The 19,986-nt window shown below is 68.0% G+C and carries 21 protein-coding genes; 7 read left to right on the top strand and 14 right to left on the bottom strand.

The annotated features are described in order from the left end of the window. Positions 1 to 11 precede the first annotated feature (11 nt). Together EIP85_RS13460 and ubiA are read right to left on the bottom strand one after the other, a co-directional pair. A complete protein-coding gene (locus EIP85_RS13460) occupies positions 12 to 2,036 on the bottom strand; it encodes an OmpA family protein (protein ID WP_127902706.1) in 2,025 nt (674 codons plus the stop codon). 157 nt (positions 2,037 to 2,193) lie between these two features. Beyond that, positions 2,194 to 3,174, bottom strand: a complete 981-nt coding sequence (ubiA, locus tag EIP85_RS13465; protein ID WP_241560015.1) for a 4-hydroxybenzoate octaprenyltransferase — start codon at positions 3,172 to 3,174, stop codon at positions 2,194 to 2,196. A 12-nt stretch (positions 3,175 to 3,186) separates the two neighbouring features. Here ubiA and EIP85_RS13470 point away from each other — a divergent pair, with 12 nt between their 5' ends. The 3 genes from EIP85_RS13470 to EIP85_RS13480 all read left to right on the top strand — a co-directional run bounded on the left by EIP85_RS13470 (position 3,187) and on the right by EIP85_RS13480 (position 5,960). Then, positions 3,187 to 3,915, top strand: a complete 729-nt coding sequence (locus tag EIP85_RS13470; RefSeq protein WP_127902708.1) for a 16S rRNA (uracil(1498)-N(3))-methyltransferase — start codon at positions 3,187 to 3,189, stop codon at positions 3,913 to 3,915. 5 nt (positions 3,916 to 3,920) lie between these two features. Next, positions 3,921 to 4,463, top strand: coding sequence for a hypothetical protein (locus EIP85_RS13475; protein ID WP_127902709.1), 543 nt, complete (start codon positions 3,921 to 3,923; stop codon positions 4,461 to 4,463). A gap of 123 nt (positions 4,464 to 4,586) precedes the next feature. Next, positions 4,587 to 5,960 (top strand): glutamate--cysteine ligase, encoded by a 1,374-nt coding sequence (locus tag EIP85_RS13480; RefSeq protein ID WP_127902710.1) that lies wholly within the window; start codon positions 4,587 to 4,589, stop codon positions 5,958 to 5,960. A gap of 5 nt (positions 5,961 to 5,965) precedes the next feature. Here EIP85_RS13480 and EIP85_RS13485 read toward each other — a convergent pair whose 3' ends face one another. The 5 genes from EIP85_RS13485 to EIP85_RS13505 are packed head-to-tail and all read right to left on the bottom strand — an operon-like array spanning position 5,966 to position 9,820. Then, positions 5,966 to 6,427, bottom strand: a complete 462-nt coding sequence (locus tag EIP85_RS13485) for a DUF805 domain-containing protein (protein ID WP_127902711.1) — start codon at positions 6,425 to 6,427, stop codon at positions 5,966 to 5,968. A 10-nt stretch (positions 6,428 to 6,437) separates the two neighbouring features. Further along, positions 6,438 to 7,049, bottom strand: coding sequence for a glycerol-3-phosphate 1-O-acyltransferase PlsY (plsY, locus tag EIP85_RS13490; protein ID WP_127902712.1), 612 nt, complete (start codon positions 7,047 to 7,049; stop codon positions 6,438 to 6,440). Further along, positions 7,042 to 8,340 (bottom strand): dihydroorotase, encoded by a 1,299-nt coding sequence (pyrC, locus tag EIP85_RS13495; RefSeq protein ID WP_127902713.1) that lies wholly within the window; start codon positions 8,338 to 8,340, stop codon positions 7,042 to 7,044. The genes plsY and pyrC overlap by 8 nt, the downstream gene beginning before the upstream one ends. After that, on the bottom strand, positions 8,337 to 8,861 hold the full coding sequence (locus EIP85_RS13500; RefSeq protein WP_127902714.1) for a hypothetical protein: 525 nt from the start codon (positions 8,859 to 8,861) through the stop codon (positions 8,337 to 8,339). The genes pyrC and EIP85_RS13500 overlap by 4 nt, the downstream gene beginning before the upstream one ends. Next, positions 8,858 to 9,820: an aspartate carbamoyltransferase catalytic subunit gene (locus EIP85_RS13505; RefSeq protein ID WP_127902715.1), complete on the bottom strand. Its 963-nt coding sequence runs from the start codon at positions 9,818 to 9,820 to the stop codon at positions 8,858 to 8,860. The genes EIP85_RS13500 and EIP85_RS13505 overlap by 4 nt, the downstream gene beginning before the upstream one ends. Before the next feature lie 119 nt (positions 9,821 to 9,939). On the opposite strand from EIP85_RS13505, the gene EIP85_RS13510 reads away from it, so the two are divergent. Beyond that, a complete protein-coding gene (locus EIP85_RS13510; protein ID WP_127902744.1) occupies positions 9,940 to 10,779 on the top strand; it encodes a uracil-DNA glycosylase in 840 nt (279 codons plus the stop codon). Beyond that, entirely contained in the window at positions 10,776 to 11,315 is a 540-nt protein-coding gene (gene moaB, locus EIP85_RS13515) for a molybdenum cofactor biosynthesis protein B (RefSeq protein ID WP_127902716.1), read from the top strand. The genes EIP85_RS13510 and moaB overlap by 4 nt, the downstream gene beginning before the upstream one ends. A gap of 133 nt (positions 11,316 to 11,448) precedes the next feature. Here moaB and ccoP read toward each other — a convergent pair whose 3' ends face one another. From ccoP to ccoN, 4 genes are read right to left on the bottom strand one after another with little or no spacing between them, the layout of a single operon-like run. Next, positions 11,449 to 12,321, bottom strand: a complete 873-nt coding sequence (gene ccoP, locus EIP85_RS13520) for a cytochrome-c oxidase, cbb3-type subunit III (RefSeq protein ID WP_127902717.1) — start codon at positions 12,319 to 12,321, stop codon at positions 11,449 to 11,451. Between the two features lie 12 nt (positions 12,322 to 12,333). Next, positions 12,334 to 12,516 (bottom strand): cbb3-type cytochrome oxidase subunit 3, encoded by a 183-nt coding sequence (locus tag EIP85_RS13525; RefSeq protein WP_127902718.1) that lies wholly within the window; start codon positions 12,514 to 12,516, stop codon positions 12,334 to 12,336. A gap of 9 nt (positions 12,517 to 12,525) precedes the next feature. Beyond that, positions 12,526 to 13,254: a cytochrome-c oxidase, cbb3-type subunit II gene (gene ccoO, locus EIP85_RS13530; RefSeq protein WP_127902719.1), complete on the bottom strand. Its 729-nt coding sequence runs from the start codon at positions 13,252 to 13,254 to the stop codon at positions 12,526 to 12,528. Between the two features lie 13 nt (positions 13,255 to 13,267). Next, entirely contained in the window at positions 13,268 to 14,866 is a 1,599-nt protein-coding gene (gene ccoN / locus EIP85_RS13535; RefSeq protein ID WP_127902720.1) for a cytochrome-c oxidase, cbb3-type subunit I, read from the bottom strand. 194 nt (positions 14,867 to 15,060) lie between these two features. On the opposite strand from ccoN, the gene EIP85_RS13540 reads away from it, so the two are divergent. Continuing rightward, on the top strand, positions 15,061 to 15,900 hold the full coding sequence (locus EIP85_RS13540) for a universal stress protein (RefSeq protein ID WP_127902721.1): 840 nt from the start codon (positions 15,061 to 15,063) through the stop codon (positions 15,898 to 15,900). Positions 15,901 to 15,949: 49 nt separating this feature from the next. On the opposite strand, the gene fnrL is transcribed toward EIP85_RS13540, so the two are convergent. Continuing rightward, the gene (gene fnrL / locus EIP85_RS13545; protein ID WP_127902722.1) at positions 15,950 to 16,696 is read right to left on the bottom strand and encodes a transcriptional regulator FnrL; all 747 of its coding nucleotides are present in this window, start codon (positions 16,694 to 16,696) and stop codon (positions 15,950 to 15,952) included. Between the two features lie 63 nt (positions 16,697 to 16,759). Between fnrL and hemN the strand changes: the two genes are divergently transcribed. Then, the gene (gene hemN, locus EIP85_RS13550) at positions 16,760 to 18,115 is read left to right on the top strand and encodes an oxygen-independent coproporphyrinogen III oxidase (protein ID WP_127902723.1); all 1,356 of its coding nucleotides are present in this window, start codon (positions 16,760 to 16,762) and stop codon (positions 18,113 to 18,115) included. On the opposite strand, the gene EIP85_RS13555 is transcribed toward hemN, so the two are convergent. Together EIP85_RS13555 and EIP85_RS13560 are read right to left on the bottom strand one after the other, a co-directional pair. Beyond that, a complete protein-coding gene (locus tag EIP85_RS13555; protein ID WP_127902724.1) occupies positions 18,112 to 18,981 on the bottom strand; it encodes a DMT family transporter in 870 nt (289 codons plus the stop codon). The genes hemN and EIP85_RS13555 overlap by 4 nt on opposite strands. A 29-nt stretch (positions 18,982 to 19,010) precedes the next feature. After that, positions 19,011 to 19,835, bottom strand: a complete 825-nt coding sequence (locus tag EIP85_RS13560; RefSeq protein WP_164871731.1) for a glycosyltransferase — start codon at positions 19,833 to 19,835, stop codon at positions 19,011 to 19,013. Positions 19,836 to 19,986: the final 151 nt, after the last annotated feature.

The following is a 19,986-nucleotide window of genomic DNA, read 5'->3' on the forward strand; positions in this document are numbered from 1 at the left end:
CCTTCCTCGGATCAATTCGTGCTTTTGGGGCGTGGCTTCGGCGTAACGGTCAGATCGGACGGGGCAAGACCATCGCCCTTCGCAGGCGCGGCCGATTGTGCTGCTGCCTGTGACCCGGCCTGGGGCGCGGACTTGGCAGATGCGGACGCGGCGGCGTTCGCGGTGGCGGGCGTCCCGCCTGTGGCCGCACCGCCTGCCTGATCGGCCGCCCCCTTTGCATCGGGCGCGTCCGACTGAAGCGTGATCTCGATCCGCCGGTTCGCCTCGCGCCCGGCCGCCGTACTGTTGTCGGCGATCGGATGGGCCTCACCATAGCCGCGGGCGACGATGTTGCCGATCAGCACCCGGCGCGAGGCCAGGGCCTGCAGAACCGCCCGCGCCCGCGACTGGCTGAGCGTCAGGTTCATCGCCGGCTTGCCCTGGCTGTCGGTATAGCCCGCGATCTCCAGCTTCATCTTCGGGCAGCGGCGGATCTGCTCTGCAATCTTGTCGAGCGTCGGCGCCGCGTCCGGGGTGAAACTGTCCGATCCCGGCTTGAAGTTGATCTTGTGCGCCTTCAGAGCCGCCTGGATCGCGGCGAGACAGCTTTCCTGCGACGGCGCCGCGGCCTGCGCGTCAAGGCGCTTGTCGTAGCCGACCTGAATGGTGAAGGCCTGCCCCGGCCCGAGCTTCTCCGACAGGATGCGCGAAATCTCGTCCTTCGCACCCTTGTCGCCAGAGGTGCCGGTGACAGTCAGCTGGTTGGGTTCGACCAGAACGGATCCGTCATGCAGCAGCGCCAGCGCCTTAAGCCCGGCAAGCACCCGTTCCGGCCAGCCATCGGGCAGGTTCTTGTCATTCCGAGTCGCCGTCAGCACGTCGCTCGCCCCGAACAGCGCCTTGGCGTAGCTGTCGACGGCATCATGCATCCTGTCGTCCAGCAGCAGCCCGCGGAGCGAGATCTTGCCGCTGGGCAAAAGCGTCGCGGTGAAGCGGGCAGGTCCTTCCGACTTCGTGGCCTTCTGCGGCTTCTCCAGCTTGGCGTTGAGCGAGAAGACATCGGGCAGCTTGGCGCCGAGATCGCCCACCACCCGGTCGAATTTCGCTTGTGGAACGGTGGCGGGGGCCAGCAGCGTCACGTCGGCGTCCGAGAAGGTGATCGACCCGCGGCCGAGATCCTTCAGCGCGTCGATGCCCAGTACGGCGGCCTCGGCCCAATGCGGCGAGGGCACGCCCATGCCGACGGTGCAGAGTATCTTGCCCTTCACCCCGGCGGTCAGCGCCGCCGCCTCGATCTCGTGACGGGCCTTCTCGGTATCGGCAGAGCAGGCATCGAAGCGGGCACCGGCGCCGTCGATCACGAAGCGCAGCGTGAAGGGCGTGATGACCGGCCGCGGCGCGGAGATGTCGACAGAGACCTTCAGCCCCTTGGGCACCGCCTGCGCCAGATCGGCCTCATAGGCTTTCTGCTGCGCCGCGCTGTCCGAGATGCCGGTGACGGTGACCTCCCCCGCCGAGATCGAGATCTTCGAGCGCGGCACCTCCTTCAGCGCCACCAGCCCGTAGGCCAGCGCCTCGTCCCAGCCCGGCGGCACGGGGGCCTCGGCGGTCTCCAGAAGGTCGCTGACCTTACCGGGGGCGTGGAGCGCCGCCACCTTGGACGCGACCGTGGCGCGCCCGGTGGCCGTGGGAATCAGCCCGATCAGCGAAATGCCATCCTCGTTGCGCAGAAGCTCGATCGAGAAGCGCGGCGGGGCGATCTTTTTCGCCGGGCGGGTGCGCATCAGGTCATGCACCCGCGCCGAATCGACCATCCCGTCCGCCACCGCCAGCGCGCGGAACCGCGCGGCCTCGGTGGGCGCCGTGCCGGAGAGGATCACCTGCAACCCGTTCGTCCTCACCCGGACCCATTCCAGCCCGGCGAGCGACAGCCGGTGCGACACGATCTGACGGCTGCGCCGCTCCACCGCGTTCGCCGACCAGAGCGCGCCGGCATAGCTCAGGGCACCGGCGGCGGCAAAGGCCGCGATGGCAATCAGGGTCTGTGTGTGGCGCATGGGCCGGGGTCGTCTCCGTAGGCGGCTGACCCTCCTTAAGCGGCCCGTCGCCGGGGATCAATCTAAGGAGCCGTGAAATCTGCCCCTTCCGGCAGGTGTTACCATTCCCCGGCATGCGCAGGCGGCAGACCGCCGATCCCGGGGGCCGGGCGGCCGGTCAGACCAGCGCCGCCAGCAGCAGCGCCGCCGCCGGGATCAGCCCGGCATCGCGGTTGGCCCGGAACAGCTTCAGGCAGGTCACGGGGTTGTCGATATCGAGCTGGGTCAGCTGCCAGGCGAGGTGCCAGCCAAGCCCCCAGGCCCCGACCAGCGCCAGCGTCATCGACAGCGCCGAGATCTTCGGCGTCAGCGCCGCGATCATCGCAAGACTCATGAGAAGGACGGCGAGAACGGCGAAGACCCGCAGCCACCAGATCGTGTCCGAGCCGAAGAGCCGCGCGGTGGATTTCACCCCGATCAGCGCGTCGTCCTCCTTGTCCTGATGGGCGTAGATCGTGTCGTAGAACAAGGTCCAGGCGATCCCGGCAAGGTAGAGCGTGATCGACGGCCCCCCGATGCGGCCGGTATGCGCCGTCCAGGCCAGCAGCGCGCCCCAGTTGAAGGCCAGGCCCAGGAAGACCTGCGGCCACCAGGTGAAGCGCTTGGCGAATGGATAGATCGCCACCAGCACCAGCGAGGCCACCCCCATCAGCACCGCCGCGCGGTTGAAGGTCAGCAGGATCAGGAAGGCCACCAGCGCCTGCGCCACCATCCAGCCCATCGCCTGCGCGGTCGTCACCTGTCCCGAGGGGATCGGGCGGGATCGCGTTCGCGCCACCTGCGCGTCGATGTCGCGGTCGGTGATGTCGTTCCAGGTGCAGCCCGCGCCCCGCATCAGCCAGGCGCCGGCGGCGCAACCGATGGCGATCCAGACGTCGCGCCCCTGCAACCCGATCGGATCGGCCGCTGCGGCCAGCATCACGCCCCACCAGCACGGCAGCAGCAGAAGCCATGTACCGATCGGCCGGTCGGCCCGCGAAAGCCGCAGATAGGGCCGCGCCCAGTCGGGCGCCAGCTGGTCCACCCAGTTGCCGCTCACCGCGTCGGCGACGCCGCCGCCTTGGCTCTCCGGCTCTGGCATTCCCTCGGGCTCGGGCATAGGGTCGGCCTCATGTCGGGGTCGAAAATCAGGCTCTTTGTAGAGCACCCTTTGGGGCCGGGGCAATCGGTTCCGCTGACGCCCGAACAGGCGCATTATCTCTTCATCGTGATGCGGCTCGGCGTCGGGGCGGATCTTCTTGTTTTCAACGGGAAAGACGGCGAGTGGCGCGCCGAGGTCGCCAAGGCCGGCAAGCGCGACGGAAGCCTCGCCTGCCGCGAGCAGACCCGCGTCCTGCGGCCGCCGCCCGACCTCTGGCTTCTCTTCGCGCCGATCAAGAAGGCAAGGACCGACTTCATCGTCGAGAAGGCGGCCGAACTCGGCGCCGCCCGGATTCAGCCCGTGCAGACCGACTTCACCAATTCCGAGCGCATCCGCCGTGACCGGCTGCAGGCCCATGCGGTAGAGGCGGCGGAGCAATGCGGCGGCACCTTCGTGCCCGGGGTGGCCGATCTCGCGCCCCTGTCCCGCCTTCTCGATGACTGGCCCGAGGGGCGCCGCCTCCTCTGGGCGGACGAGGCGCTAGCCGGCCCGGCGGAGACCCTGGCGGGCCTCGCTCCCGGCCCCTGGGCGATCCTCATCGGCCCCGAGGGCGGGTTTTCCGAGGCCGAGCGCACGCGGCTTCGCGCGGCCCCCTTCGTCACGCCCGTCAGCCTTGGCCCGCGCATCCTGCGCGCCGATACCGCCGCCGTCGCCGCCCTTGCCCTCTGGCAGGCCGCGCTTGGCGACTGGAAGGGCTGAGGCCGATGTCCAGCTTCCTGCGCCCGGAGGCCGTCGCCACCCTGCACCGTTGGCGCGAGGTGATCATCGCCGCCGGGATCACCGCGCTCGGCGCCTGGATCTACACCCAGGGCGGCTTTCTGTTCGCCGGGATCGGGATCCTGACCGCCGGTCTCGGCGCGCTTCTGGGCGTGCTGGGCCTGCGCCGGATGCGATTCCGCCGCGAGGTCTCCGACCCCGGCATCGTCCGGGTGGTGGAAGGCCAGATCACCTACATGGGCCCGACCGAGGGCGGCTTCGCCGGTCTCTCCCTGATCTCCGAGATCGCGCTGATGACGCGGAACGGGCGGCGCGTCTGGCGGCTGTCGCAGTCCGAGGCGCCGACGCTCTACATCCCCACCGCCGCCGAAGGGGCAGAGGCGCTCTTCGACACCTTCGCGGGCCTTCCCGGCCTCGACAGCGCCCGGATCCTCGACGCGATCGAGGGCCCGGCCGAGATGCCCCGCATCGTCTGGCGCAGGCCCGCCGGCTCCCGGATCGGCCATCGCAGGCCCGGCGCCCGCAGCTGAACCGCGCCCTGACGCAGCGGCGCGGCACACCTGCGGCCCTTCATCCGCAGGCCCGCCTCTTGACTTGCCCTGCCCCGCGCTACAGGTCTTGCGCCGGACAGCGCAGCAGAGATCGGAGCCCAGATGTCAATTCCCCAATCCGGCGGCGGGCCGATCGAGCATTACGGCCAGCTGGCCGAATACCTGGCCTCGGGCTGCAAGCCGAAGGCTGATTGGCGCATCGGCACCGAGCATGAGAAATTCGGCTATGTCGCCGCGACGCTCGAACCGCTGCCCTATGACGGGCCCTGCTCCATCAAGGCCATGCTGGAAGGCCTGCGCGACGAGTTCGACTGGGCCCCGGTGACCGAGGGCGGCAACATCATCGGCCTCTCCTATCCCGACGGCTCCAACATCTCGCTGGAACCCGGTGGGCAGCTGGAACTGTCTGGCGCGGCGCTGGAGACGATCCACCAGACCTGCGACGAGGTGAACGAGCATCTGCGCGAGGTCCGCACCATCGCCGACCGCATCGGCGCGCGCTTCATCGGTCTTGGTGCGGCGCCGGTCTGGACGCATGACGAGATGCCGCTCATGCCGAAGGGCCGCTACAAGCTGATGGATGCCTATATGCCGACCGTCGGCACCCATGGCACCCAGATGATGCGGCGAACCTGCACCGTGCAGGTGAACCTCGATTTCGCCTCCGAGGCGGACATGGTGCAGAAGCTGCGCGTCGCGCTGTCGCTGCAGCCGGTCGCCACCGCGCTCTTCGCCAACTCACCCTTCTTTGAGGGCAAGCCCAACGGCCACAAGTCCTGGCGCTCGCGGATCTGGCGCGACCTCGACGCCAGCCGCACCGGCATGCTGCCCTTCGTCTTCGAGGACGGCATGGGGTTCGAGCGCTACGTCGACTATGCGCTCGACGTGCCGATGTACTTCGTCTACCGCGACGGCACCTACATCAACGCGCTCGGCCAGTCCTTCCGCGACTTCCTCAAGGGCGAACTGCCGGCGCTGCCGGGCGAGAAGCCGACGCTCTCGGACTGGGCGGACCATCTGACCACGATCTTCCCCGAGGCGCGGATCAAGAAATACATGGAGATGCGCGGTGCCGACGGCGGACCGTGGCGCAGGCTCTGCGCGCTGCCGGCGCTCTGGGTCGGCCTCCTCTACGACCAGTCCGCGCTCGACGCCGCCTGGGACCTCGTCAAGCACTGGGACAATGAGACGCGCGAGGCGCTCCGCACTGCCGCCTCCGTCGATGCGCTGCAGGCGGAAACGCATGGCGTGAAGATGCTCGATCTCGCCCGCGAGGTGGTGAATATCGCCGAGGCTGGGCTGAAGGCCCGCGCGCGCCCCGGCGCGGGCGGCCTGCTGCCGGACGAGACGCATTTCCTCAACGCGCTGAAGGACAGCGTGGAAACCGGGCGCAGCCCGGCCGACGAGCTTCTGGCCCATTATAACGGCGACTGGAACGGCGACCTGAGCCGGATCTACGCCGACTACAGCTACTGATCGGCTTAAGCGGACGCGCCCGGCGATGCCGGGCCGTCCGGGCCGGCGCCATGGGCATTGGCCGGCCCGCTGGCCTGGATGAAGAAGATCAACAGCACCAGCCAGCCCAGGAACGGGATGATGGCCAGCAGAAGCCACCAGCCGGAATGCCCGGTGTCATGCAGCCGTCGCACCGCCACCGCGAGCTGCGGCAGGAAAAGCGCCAGCCCGACGATCCAGGCGAGCCCGCCCCCCGGCGCGTAGATCGACCAGTAATGCCCGCCCCAGCCCATCGGGCCGGGATGGTGGTATGCGCCCTCGCGCATCACCGCGAAGGGCACGCCGAACAGGATACGGTCGATCCATCGAGCCACCGCCTTCGCGATCACGCAGAACAGGAAGAACCACCAGAACTCGGGCCGTCCGGCGCGGCCCTGGAACCCGACGTAGCGCGCGAAGCAGCTGCGTATCGCATCCTGAAAGGTCATGTCGTCCCCCTCAGCTGGTTTTCTGTCCGATCGTCGGTTCGGTCCCCGCCTTCAGGCGGCGCAGGTTCCCGGCATGGCGGATGTAGATCAGCACGGTCAGTACAACGACGAGGGTGAGCGTCCGCCCGTCGCTGAAAAGAAACACCCAGGCGCTGCTCAAGGCGGCCGCCATCAAGGCCGCGAGCGAGGAAATGCGCCCGACCAGCGCCACCACCAGCCAGGTCGCGCAGGCGGCAAGCCCGACCGGGAAGGCCAGCGCGAGCAGGACGCCGAGGAAGGTCGCAACCCCCTTGCCGCCCTTGAAGCCAAGGTAGACCGGGAAGATATGGCCGACGAAGGCCGCAAGGCCCGCGACCTGCGCGGCATCCTCGCCCAGTGCGTAGCGCGCGATCAGCACCGCCGCCGCACCCTTGCCTGCGTCGAGGATCAGCGTCAGCGCGGCCGCCGGCTTGCTGCCGGTCCGCAGCACATTCGTCGCCCCGATGTTGCCGGAACCGACCTTGCGCAGATCGCCAAGACCCATCGCCCGGCTGATCAGCATCCCGAAGGGCACCGCGCCCAGCAGGTAGGCCAGCACCGCGACCAGCGCGAGGACCTGCCAGCCATGGGTGATATCAGGCATCGCGCACCTCCGCCCCGAAGACCTGCCGCCCACCAACGTAGGTTGCAAGCACCTTACCCTCCATCCGCGCGCCGTCAAACGGTGTGTTCTTGGACTTCGACGCCAGCATCGTGAACCGGTCCAGCACGAAGGGCGCATCCGGATCGAACAGCACCAGATCCGCCGGCGCGCCCGCGGCCAGTCGCCCGCCAGGCAGGCCCAGCCGCTTCGCGGGGTTCAGGCTCATCGCCCGGAACAGCTGCGCCAGCCCCATCGTGCCGTCGTGATAAAGCCGCATCGCGGCCGGCAGCAGCGTCTGCAGCGCCACGGCGCCGGCGGCGGCCTCCTCGTAGGGCAGGCGCTTGGATTCCTCGTCCTGCGGCGTGTGCATCGAGCAGAGGATGTCGATCAGGCCGGAGGCCAGCGCCTCCGCCACCGCCTTGCGGTCGTCCTCGGACCGCAGTGGCGGGGTCAGCTTGAAGAAGGTGCGGTAATCGCCGACGTCGAACTCGTTCAGCGTGACATGGTGGATCGAAACGCCCGCCGTCACGTCAAAGCCGTTCGCCTTCGCCCGCTCCAGCGCCGGAAGCGTCCGCGCACAGGTGACCTGGTCGAAGTGGTAGCGCGCGCCGGTCATCTCGACCATCGCCATGTCGCGGTCGAAGCCCATCCGCTCAGCCATCGGGCTGACGCCCGGCAGGCCGCGGAGCGAGGCGAACTTGCCCGAGGTCACGGCGGCGCCCTTCGAAAGCCCCGGATCCTGGGCATGCCCGATCACCAGCGCGCCGAGGCTGCGGGCGTAGCTCAGGCAGCGCGACAGCACCTTGGTATCGGCCACGACATGGTCGCAGTCGGTGAAGGCCACCGCCCCGGCATCGAGAAGGAAGCCGATCTCGGTCATCTCCCGCCCCTCGCGACCCTTGGTCAGCGCCGCCATGTGGCGGATGTTGACGGGCGAAGCCCCGGCCGCCCTGCGGGTGACGAATTCAAGGCTTTCGGGGTTGTCGATCGCGGGCAGGGTATCGGGGCGCGTGATGATCGTGGTGACGCCCCCGGCTGCGGCGGCAAGGCCGGCGGAGCGGAAGCTCTCCTTGTGCCGCTCGCCCGGCTCGCCGACTTTCACGCCCAGATCGACGATCCCGGGCGCAAGGCATTTGCCGCTGCAGTCGATGACGCGGCCATCCTCGGCCACCTCGCCCACCGCGGCGATCAGGCCGCCGGAGATGGTCAGACCGCCCGGCCGCTCCTCGCCCGTTTCCGGATCGATCAGCCGGGCGTTGATGAAGGTGATCGTGTCGTTCTCTGCCGTCATGCCGTCCCCGCCTGCACACTCCGCATCAGCGCCTGCACCGCCCGCGCGTCTTCCAGATAATCGAAGCTCGCCCGCGCCGCCCCCGGTGCCGTGCGCGAGCCGGTGAAGCCGAGGCTCGGCCAGGGCCCGGGCACGAGGTCGACCTTCGTCGAGGCGTCGATCCGCCACTCCCGAAGGCGCCGCCAGCCCAGCAGGTTCGTGGCGATGAAGGCCCGCCGCGTCGTCAGGCTGTAATGCGTGTTCCGCCGCTTCCAGCAGTCGAGGAAATAGCGCCCCCCGGCCAGGTTCGCCCCGACCACGAGGAAGACCAGCGCCACCAGCGGAAAGAGGATCCCCTGCGGCCCGTCCGCGACGGCCCCCATGCCCTGCCAGAGGAAGAACAGCGCGAAACCCGCGAAGGCCACGCCGAAAACGGTCTGGCCGATCTCGAAACCATCGAAATGCAGCGCCCCGTCCGGCTGGCCCTGCCAGAGCACCCGCTCGCCGGGCTCCAGAACCCCTTCCCAGCCGGGCGCCGTCACACCATCACCCCCGCCGCTGCCCGCCCCCGCTCGGCTTTGAGGTTGCGCGCCAGCAGGTCCATCGCGGCCATCCGCACCGCCACGCCCATCTCCACCTGCTCCTGGATGACCGAGCGGTTGATGTCGTCGGCAAGCGTGCCGTCGATCTCCACGCCGCGGTTCATCGGGCCGGGATGCATCACGATCGCATCGGGCTTGGCATGGGCGAGCTTCTCCGCGTCGAGGCCGTAGCGGTAGAAATATTCCCGTTCCGAGGGGATGAAGCCGCCGTCCATCCGCTCCTTCTGGAGGCGCAGCATCATCACCACGTCCGCCCCTTCAAGGCCCGCCTTCATGTCATCGTAGATCTCGCAGCCGAACTCGCCCACGCCGGCGGGCATCAGCGTCGGCGGGCCGATCAGGCGGATCCGGTTCTCCATCTTGCCGAGCAGCAGCAGGTTCGACCGCGCCACCCGCGAATGGGCGATGTCGCCGCAGATCGCCACGGTCAGCCGCTGCAGCCGGCCCTTGCGCCTGCGGATCGTCAGCGCGTCCAGCAGCGCCTGCGTCGGATGCTCGTGCCTGCCGTCGCCCGCGTTCAGCACGGCGCAGTTCACCTTCTCCGCCAACAGCGCCACCGCACCGGAATTCTGGTGGCGCACCACCAGCAGGTCGGGGTGCATCGCGTTCAGCGTCAGCGCCGTGTCGATCAGCGTCTCGCCCTTCTTCACGCTCGACTGCGAGACTGCCATGTTCATCACATCGGCGCCCAGCCGCTTGCCCGCGATCTCGAAGGAGGACTGGGTCCGCGTCGAAGCCTCGAAGAACATGTTGATCTGGGTCATCCCCGCCAGCGCATCGGTGCGCTTGATGGTGCGGCGGTTCAGATCGACATAGCTGTCGGCAAGATCGAGAAGGGTACGGATCTCGTCCGGCTGAAGCTGCTCGATGCCCAGCAGGTGGCGCGCTCGGAACGTCATGGCCCCTCCGTCGTTTCGCAGGCTTATAGGAAGCGGCGCGGATCGGGGCAAGGGCGGCGGCGGGCGCGCGTGCTTCAGCGCAATTCCCTTTGCCCGCGATCCGCACTACCTTCGCCGCCATGGACCCGAATTCCGAGACTCACGCCGCCCTTGCCGCCCTCGCCTGGCAGATCGAGCTCGGCGCGGACGAGGCGATCTCGGAGACGCCAATCAACCGTTTCGAGCTGCCCGCGGCGGAGCCCCGGCCCGCGGCCGCCGCCCCGGCCGCCCCGCGCAACGCGCCCGATCCGGCGCAGCCCGCGCCCGCCTCCGCGTCCCCCGCCTTCGTGCCGGCTCAGCCCGCCGCCGGCCCCGACCCGGCCGAGGTGGCCGAGGCCGCCGCCCGGGCCGCCGGAACCCTCGAGGCGCTGGCCGAGGCAATCGCGGCCTTCGACCTCTGCGAGCTGAAGCGCGGCGCGCGCAACACCGTGGTCTCAGACGGCAACCCCAAGGCCCGGCTGATGATCATCGGCGAGGCCCCGGGCCGCGACGAGGACCTGCAGGGCCGCCCCTTCGTCGGCCGGGCCGGGCAGTTGCTGGACCGGATGCTCGGCGCCATCGGCCTGTCCCGTAACGCACCGGATGCCGAACACGCCGCCTATATCACGAACGTCATGTTCTGGCGCCCGCCCGGCAACCGTGACCCCTCGCCGGAGGAACTCTCGATGCTCCTGCCCTTCACCAGAAGGCATATCGAGCTCGCGGCCCCCGACGTGCTGATCCTGATGGGCAACACCCCCTGCGGCGCGCTTCTGGGCCGGCGCGGAATCCTGCGCCTTCGCGGCACCTGGGCCGAGGTGATGGGCCGCCCCGTGCTGCCGATGACCCACCCGGCCTACCTGCTGCGCAACCCCGCCGCCAAGCGCGAGGCCTGGGCCGACCTCCTCGCCGTTCAGGCCAAGCTTCGGGAACTCGCATGAGCATCGACGAAACCAAGGATTTCATCCCCGTCCGCATCGCTGTCCTCACCGTCTCCGACACGCGGAGCGAGGCGGACGACCGCTCTGGCACGACACTGGTCGAGAGGCTGGAAGCAGCGGGCCATATCCTCGCCGCCCGCGCCATCGAGAAGGACGAGCGCGCCGCCATCGCCGCACGCCTCCGCGCCTGGATTGCCGATCCGGGGATCGACGTGGTGATCTCGACCGGCGGCACCGGCCTGACCGGCCGCGACGTGACGGTAGAGGCGCATCGCGACGTCTACGAGAAGGAGATCGAGGCCTTTGGCACTGTCTTCACGCTGGTCTCGATGCAGAAGATCGGAACCTCCGCCGTGCAGTCCCGCGCCACGGGCGGGGTTGCGGGGGGCACATATCTCTTCGCGCTGCCCGGCAGCCCCGGCGCCTGCCGCGACGCCTGGGACGAGATCCTGAAATTCCAGCTCGACTACCGCCACCGGCCCTGCAACCTCGTCGAGATCCTGCCCCGCCTCGAAGAACACAAGCGCCGGAAGTAGCCCGGCGCCGGTTGATCCGGCTGATGTCTGCCCGGCGGATGCATGATCGGCACCGGCCCCCCCGTTTGGGGAAGCGCAAGCTTTTCGGGGGGGAGCCGGGCCGTCGCCGGGAGGTCGCCCTCCCGGATCCCGCTTACTTGCCGCCTCCCAGACCGTGGACGTAAAGCGCGACGGCGCGGATATCCGCCTCGCTCAACTTGTGGTTCCAGGAGGGCATCACCCCGGCCCGGCCGTAGGTAATCGTCTTGGTCAGCGTCGCCTGGTCGCCGCCGTAAAGCCAGATCGCGTCGGTCAGGTTCGGCGCGCCCATGTCGACGTTGCCCTTGCCGTCGGCGCCGTGGCAGGCGGCGCAGTTGGCGGCGAAGACCTTGGCGCCGGCCGTGGCCTTGGCGGCGTCTGCCTTCTGGCCGGAGATCTGCAGCACGTATTGCACGACGTTCGCGATCTCTTCCGGGTTCAGCGTCGCCCCCCAGGCCGGCATCTCCGGCGCAGGCCGCGTGTCGGGGTCGGTCGGGCTGCGGACACCGTGCAGGATCGTGGTGTAGATCGCGTTGATCGTGCCTCCATGAAGCCAGTCGTCATCCAGCAGGTTCGGATAGCCCGGATTGCCCGCCGCGCCGGCGCCGTGGCACTGGACGCAGTTGGTGCGGAACACCGCGGCACCCGCCGAATTGGCGTATTGCATCAGTGTCGCGTCATCCTTGACCTTGTCGAGCGGTGTGGCGTCAAGCTTGGTCTGCAGCGGTGCAAGCTGCTTGTTCCAGGCCGCGATCTGCTGCGCCTCCGCCCCGCGGCTCGACCAGCCGAGGACGCCGGGTGTGGCCCGATGCACCAGCGGCCATGCCGGGTAGAGGATCGTGTAGACGACCGCGAAAAGGATGGTGGCGTAGAAGGTGTAAAGCCACCATTTCGGCAGCGGGTTGTTCAGCTCCTCCACCCCGTCCCAGGAATGGCCGGTGGTTCCGACCTCGTCGGCGCCGTGGCCGTGATGCTTGTCGTTGCTCATCTTTCGGCCTCCTCAGGATCCGCGGGCGTCGCTGGCGGGACGATCCTCGTTGCGGAAGATCGACCGCGCCGCCTCGTCCTGGCCGCGCTTGTTGCTTGGCCAGAAGGCCCAGATGACCGCCGCCACGAAGACGGTGAACAGGAACACCAGCGCCCAGCTGAGCGCAAAGGCCTGCATGCTTTCGAACTTTTCCATCGCTGCCTCCTACCGGCTCTGATCCGGCGTGAAGGTCGAGAAATCGACCATGGTTCCAAGGACCTGCAGATAGGCGATCAGCGCGTCCATCTCCGAGATCCCGGGCTTGCCGTCGAAGTTGCGCACGTTGACCTTCGCGCCATAGCGCTTCTGCAGGCCGGAGGGGTCGACGGCGGGATCGTCCTGCGCCTCGAAATCGGCGCGGGCGTTGGCGATCTCGTCGGCCGTGTAGGGCACGCCCACCTCCTTGTTCGTGCGCATCAGGTCGGCCACGTACTTGCCGTCGATCATCGTATTCGACAGGAAGCCGAACTTCGGCATGATCGATTCCGGCACCACCGATTGCGGGTTGGTCAGGTGGTCGACGTGCCAGTGGTCGGAATAGCGCCCGCCGACGCGGGCGAGGTCCGGCCCCTGCCGCTCGGATCCCCACTGGAACGGATGGTCGTACATCGATTCCGCGGCGAGGCTGTAATGGCCGTAACGCTCCACCTCGTCCCGCATCGGCCGGATCATCTGGCTGTGACAGTAGAAGCAGCCCTCGCGGATGTAGATCATCCGGCCGGTCAGCTCGAGCGGGGTGTAGGGCCTCACGCCCGTCACCTTCTCGATCGTGTTGTTGAGGTAGAAGAGCGGGACGATCTCCACCAGCCCGCCGATCGTCACCACGAGGAAGGCGAGGATCAGCAGAAGCGTGGCGTTCGTCTCGATCTTCTTGTGTTTGTCCAGGAATGCCATGTGCGTTGCCCCCTCACTCGGCCGGAACGGCCGCGGGGCTCGCCGCCTTCTCAGGCGACGACGTCACGGTCTTCCAAAGGTTGTAGGCCATGATGAACCCGCCGGTCAGGTACATCCCCCCGCCCACGGCACGGGTCACCAGCATCGGGAAACGCGCGGCGACCGTGTCGGCAAAGGAGTTCACCAGGTAGCCCTGGGCATCGACCTCGCGCCACATCAGGCCTTCCATGATGCCCGACACCCACATCGAGGCGGCGTAGAGCACGATCCCGATGGTGGCGAGCCAGAAGTGCCAGGAGACGAGGCGCAGCGAATAGAGCCGTTCCTTGTTCCACAGCCGCGGCGTGAGGAAATAGAGAGCGCCGAAGGTGATCATCCCGTTCCAGCCGAGGGCGCCGGAATGGACGTGGCCGATCGTCCAGTCGGTGTAGTGCGACAGCGCGTTCACGGTCTTGATCGACATCATCGGGCCTTCGAAGGTCGACATGCCGTAAAATCCGATGGAGACGACCATCATCCGCATGATCGGGTCGGTGCGCAGCTTGTCCCAGGCGCCCGAAAGCGTCATCAGCCCGTTGATCATGCCGCCCCAGCTGGGCATCCAGAGCATGATCGAGAACACCATCCCGAGGGTCGAAGCCCAGTCCGGCAGCGCCGTGTAATGCAGGTGGTGCGGACCGGCCCAGATGTAGAGGAAGATCAGCGCCCAGAAGTGGATGATCGACAGCTTGTAGCTGTAGACCGGCCGTTCCGCCTGCTTCGGCACGAAGTAATACATCATGCCCAGGAAGCCCGCGGTCAGGAAGAAGCCCACCGCGTTATGGCCGTACCACCACTGCACCATCGCGTCCTGAACACCGGAGAAGACCTGCACGGACTTCGATCCGAAGATGGAGACCGGCAGCGACAGGTTGTTGAAGACGTGCAGCATCGCGATCGTCACGATGAAACTCAGGTAAAACCAGTTCGCGACGTAGATGTGGGGTTCCTTGCGCTTGATGATCGTGCCGAGGAACACTGCGAGATAGGCCAGCCAGACGATCGTCAGCCAGAGGTCCATGTACCATTCCGGCTCGGCGTATTCCTTGGCCTGGGTGATGCCCATGACGTAGCCGGAGGCCGCCAGCACGATGAAGAGGTTGTAGCCCCAGAACACGAACCAGGCGGTATTGCCGCCCCAGAGCCGTGCGGCCGACGTGCGCTGCACGACATAGAACGAGGTGGCGATCAGCGCGTTGCCACCGAAGGCGAAGATCACCGCCGAGGTATGCACCGGCCTGAGCCGGCCGAAGTTCATGTAACCGTCGGCCCATGTGAAGTTCAGCGAGGGAAAGGCAAGCTGGCTCGCGATGAACACGCCCGCGAGAAATCCGACGATACCCCAGAACATGGTTGCGATCACGCCGGCGCGGATGACGTCGTCCATGTACTCGTTCGTCGGGATCGGTTTCGGCTCGTCCGTCCGGCGGATCTGCCAGACGAAGACGCCGGCCGCCACGACCATGATGAGCAGGGCGTGAACCTCGTAGCCGAAGTCACGCGCGAAATTGGCGGCGATCGCGGCGCAGAGCGCGATCACGCCAAGCGCGATCAGTTTCAGGTATTCCCACATTCTGTGTCCCTCGTCTGTTCACGAAATGAATCGCCACACTCGCGATCCCGTGATCCTCCTGCTTGTGCAAAGGGACCGGTCGGCATGCCTTGATCCATGTCAAGATCGCGTGAACAGAGGGTTGATCTCGGTCAAAGCGTCCTTTTGTTTCAGCACATAAGGTCAGTTTGTCACACCAAACCGGGAGAGCGTTGATGGCCTACAAATCGCTGATGACCGTGCTCACGAATGCGGAGGCGATGGAGGCAACCCTTTCGGCCGCCGTCGAGCTGGCCCGCCACGAGGATGCCCATCTGGAGGTGCTATGCCTCGGCATCGACCGCACCCAGGCCGGGTATTACTACGCCGGCGCCGCGATCGTGCTGCAGCAGGAGATGCTCGAACGCGCCGAGGAAGACGCCCGCAAGCTGGACGCGAAAGTGCAGGAGGTGCTGGGGCGCGAGGACATCCGCTGGTCCTCCGAGGCGGCGGTGGCGCAGCTCGGCGGGCTGAACGGCCTCGTCGCCGTGCGCGCCCGGTTCAACGACATGGTGATCCTGCCCAAGCCCTTCGGCGAACACCGCAGTCAGGAAGACGAGGCGATCATCGAGGCGGCGATCTTCGAGGGCCAGACCCCGGTGCTCGTGCTGCCGGAGGGGGGCCTCGGCGCCCGGATCGGCTCGCGCGTCGTCGTGGCCTGGAACGAGTCGAGCGAAGCCTTGAACGCGGTGCGCCAGGCGCTGCCGCTGCTCCGCTCCGCCGACAGCGTGAACATTGCCGTGGTCGATCCGTCGCGCCACGGCCCGGAACGCTCCGACCCCGGCGGTCCGCTCAGCCAGATGCTCGCCCGTCACGGCGTGCGGACGGAGGTCTCGGTTCTGGCCAAGACCCTGCCCAAGGTTTCAGAGGTGCTCCTGCGTCACGTCCACGACCAGGAGGCGGACCTGCTCGTGATGGGCGCCTACGGCCATTCCCGCTTCCGCGAGGCGATCCTCGGCGGGGCGACCCGTGCGATGCTGGAACAGACCGACGTGCCGGTGTTCATGGCCCATTGATGGTAAGCTCTGGTCGGCCCCTGCCGGGGCCGGCCGGCGCGGCGAGGCCTCAGACCACGAGGCCGCCGTCTGTATCGTCGCCCGCCTCTTCCAGCAGCCGGTCGAGATCCGGCACCAGCACATGCCGCTTGCCTTCCAACTCGATCACCCCGTCGCGGCGCAGCGCCGAGATCTGCCGGCTGACCGTCTCAAGCGTCAGGCCTAGGTAATCGGCCATCGCCTCGCGCGTCAGCGGTAGGTCGAAGACCAGGGGCGCCTTGCCGCCCTTGAGCCGCAGCGCCGCGTCGCGCCGGCCGATGATCGCCATCAGGCTCGCGATCTTCTCGCGCGCGGTCTTTCGGCCCAGCAGCAGCATCCATTCCCGCGCCGCGTCCAACTCGTCCAGCGTCATCTCCAGCAGCCGCTGGCCGACGTGCGGCGTCCGCACCATCATCTCCTCGAACGGCTTGCGGCGGAAGCAGCACATGACCAGGTCGGTCGTCGCGGTCACGTCGTAGGGGGCCGAATCGCGCCCCGGCCGGCCGACGAAGTCCGACGGCAGCAGCAGGCCTACCATCTGGCGACGCCCATCCTCCATCGTCTGCGTCAGCGTGGCGATGCCAGTCACGACCGAGGCGACGAAATCCATCCGGTCGCCGGACCAGATCACCGTCTGCCCGGCCTCGAAGCTCCGGTAGAACTTCATCGTTTCGAGCAGATCGAGTTCGTCCCCGTCGCAGCGCGCACAGACGGCCCTGTGCCGAATCGGGCAGCTCCCGCAATTCTGCGGGTTGAAACGAGTATCATTGAGATCCATGCGGACGATCCACTTTGATCTGCATCATAGCAGCCCCAAACCCAGCACCTACAACCTACGGAAATGAACACTGAACCGCAACTTGTCCAATTCGGGCTCTTCGATGCCCGCGTCCCCCGATACACGAGCTATCCGACCGCACCGCACTTCGCGGGCAACGTGGATGCCGCGCTTTACGGGGAGTGGATTTCGGCTATCCCCGCGGGTAGCCGGATCTCCCTTTACATGCATGTGCCCTTTTGCAGAAGGCTTTGCTGGTTCTGTGCCTGCCGCACGCAGGGCACCGCGTCCGACGACCCGGTGATCGCCTATGCGCAGACCCTCAAGGCCGAGATCGCGCTGCTGAAGGACCGCCTCGCCCCCGGCGTCACCTTGTCGCGGCTGCACTGGGGCGGCGGCACGCCCACGCTGATGCCCGCCGCCCTGATCGAAGAGATCGCGGGCGCGACCCTGGAAGCGATTCCCCTCGCCCCCGCCGGCGAGTTCTCGGTGGAGATCGACCCCGGCGAGATCGACGCGCCGCGCCTCGACGCGCTGCGGGCGGCCGGGATGAACCGCGCCTCTGTCGGCGTGCAGGATTTCGACCCCGAGATCCAGAAGACCATCGGCCGCGAACAGAGCTACGATCTGACCCGCGACGTGATCGATGAGATCCGCGCCCGCGGCGTCACCAGCCTCAACGCCGACATCCTCTACGGCCTGCCGCACCAGACGCCGGAACGGCTGGCGGATTCGGTGCAGAAGCTTTTGTCGCTCTCGCCCGACCGGGTGGCGCTCTACGGCTATGCCCACGTGCCCTGGATCGCGCGGCGGCAGGTGATGATCCCGTCCGACACCCTGCCCCGGCCGGAGGAGCGGCTGGCGCTCTTCGAGACCGCCCGAAAGCTCTTCCTCTGGGACGGCTACCGCGAGATCGGGATCGACCATTTCGCCCGGCCCGAGGACGGGCTGGCCATCGCCCACGCCACCGGCCGGCTCCGGCGCAATTTCCAGGGCTATACCGACGACACGGCCGAGGTATTGGTCGCCCTAGGCGCCTCCGCCATCGCGCGCTTCCCGCAGGGCTATGCCCAGAACGCGCCACGCACCTCGGACCATGTGAAAGCGATCCGCGAGGGCCGCTTCTCCACCGCGCGCGGCCATGCCTTCACCGCCGAGGACCGCATCCGCGGCCGCATCATCGAGGCGCTCATGTGCGATTTCCGCGTCTCAAGTGCCGAAATCATCCGCGACTACGGCGCCACGCCCGAAGCACTCGCCGCGATGTACGACCGGGCACTGGCCGCCTTTCCCGGGATGCTGGAGATCACCCCCGACGGCCTCGCCATCCCTCAGCGCGCCCGCCCGCTTACCCGGATGATCGCGCGCAGCTTCGATGCCTACGATCTGTCGAAGGCCGGCCATTCCAGCGCGATCTAGGCCCGCCGAACTCGCCGTTCGCGGAACAGCGTGAAAAGGCCGGTGGCGATCACCACCGCCGCGCCCACCAGCGTCAGCGGTCCCGGCCACTGGTCGAAGACGAGCCAGCCGAGCGCGATGGCCCAGACGAGCGAGGTGTAGCGGAACGGCGCCACGAAGCCGACTTCGCCCACCCGCATCGCGCTGACCGCCGCGATATAGCCCACCACGAGGCAGGCGGAGGCGGCCAGAAGTGCCAGCACATCCGCCCCGCTCACCGGAGGCCAGCCGCCGGCATAGGGCGCGGCCAGCGCCGAGAAAAGCGTCACCGCCGTCGCCGAATAGACCGCGACGACGATCGAGGGCACCGCCCGCGACACCCGGCGCGAGGCGATGTCGCGCAACACGACCGAGGCCACGGCACCAAGCGCCAGCAGCGACCAGCGGTCGAACCCCGCGGTGCCGGGCCGGATGATCAGCATCACGCCCGCGAAGCCCACCAGGATCGCGCCAGCCCGGCGCCAGCCGATCGGCTCGCCCAGAAACAGTGCCGCTGCCAGCGTCACCGCAAGCGGCAGCGACTGCATGACGGCCGAGATATTGGCAAGCGGCATGTGCTTCAGCGCGTAAAGGAAGGTCGCTGTGCTCAGGATCTCGCCCAGGCAGCGCAGCGTCACCGTCACCGCGTCGCCGCGCGCCATGGTCAGCTTCAGGGTGCCGCGCTGCCAGGCGATCAGCGCCAGAGCCAGGATGACCGGCGGCCCCCGCAGTGCCGCCGCCTCGAAGGTCGGCAGATGCTCCGTCACGGCCTTCATGAAGCTGTCGTTCAGCGTAAAGGCGGCCATGGATAGGCACATGTAGATTGCGCCGCGCGCATTGTCGCCCATGGCCGTCCCCTCCCGCCTGCCGGGCAGAGCTAGCAGCAGGCGGGGCGAAGCGCCAGAAGCTCTTCCGCGGTGAAGGGAAAATGCGCCGCGACGGCGCGGGCGATGGCTTCGGGGCCCATCTTCTCCTTCACCCCGCTGGCATGTGGTGCGCTGTCGTTGTCGGTATGGACGGTGCGCAGGAAGGCCGGGGTCTCGGCATCGGTGAAGGTGGTGAAGAACTGCGGCAGCAGCCGGTGGTTCCGCCGGAAGATGTTCTCGCGCCCCGCCACCGGCGCCACCATGGCCAGGCCTATCCCCAGTGGCAGCTTCTCCACCACGTCGTAAAGCCGGTTCGCCTCTGCCCCGATCTCCAGGAAGAACCCGCGGTTGCACCCGATGACGAAAGGCCGTCCCGGATCCGCCACCCTTTGCAGCCCCTCCGCCTGCCGCCTGAGCCGGGCGACATAGCCGCGGTCGATGGCGTCGTCGTCGTCCAGCCGGAAGCTCACCAGATGGCTTTCACCGCGTCCAATGACCGTATCGAAAGCCGCCTGCGTCGCCGGGTAGTGATGCATCGGCGGAAGCGCCAGCACGCGCGCGCCCGGCAGCTGCGCGGCCCCGGCCTCCAGCCTTGCCCGCGCCTCCGCCGGCAAGGCATCGGAGGTCAGGAAAACGGTCTCGAACCCCGCATCCTCCTGCGCCAGAAGCGAGGGCAGGGTCAGCGCCTCGAAAAGCTGGAACCGCCGGGCAAGCCGCGCAGGATCGAAAAGCTGGGCCGCGCGCGCCTGCGGGTCGTCCGGCCCGCTGCCGAAGCCCGAGAGGCCGGCATAGGAAAACCGGACCAGCCCGACGATCCGGTTTGAATACTCAGCCATCGACACACGCATTCCCTCGTTACGTCGGGCAGGCTACCACGCTCGCCCACACCCCGCCTCCGTTTTTTCCTGGCAAAAATACTCCCGCTGCCCCACCACCCAACGAGGCAGAGGGCCGGGGAACGGGCGTCGGTCCACCCTCAACGAAAAA

The sequence above is a fragment of the Solirhodobacter olei genome, from assembly GCF_004010155.1.
Lineage (GTDB): Bacteria > Pseudomonadota > Alphaproteobacteria > Rhodobacterales > Rhodobacteraceae > Solirhodobacter > Solirhodobacter olei.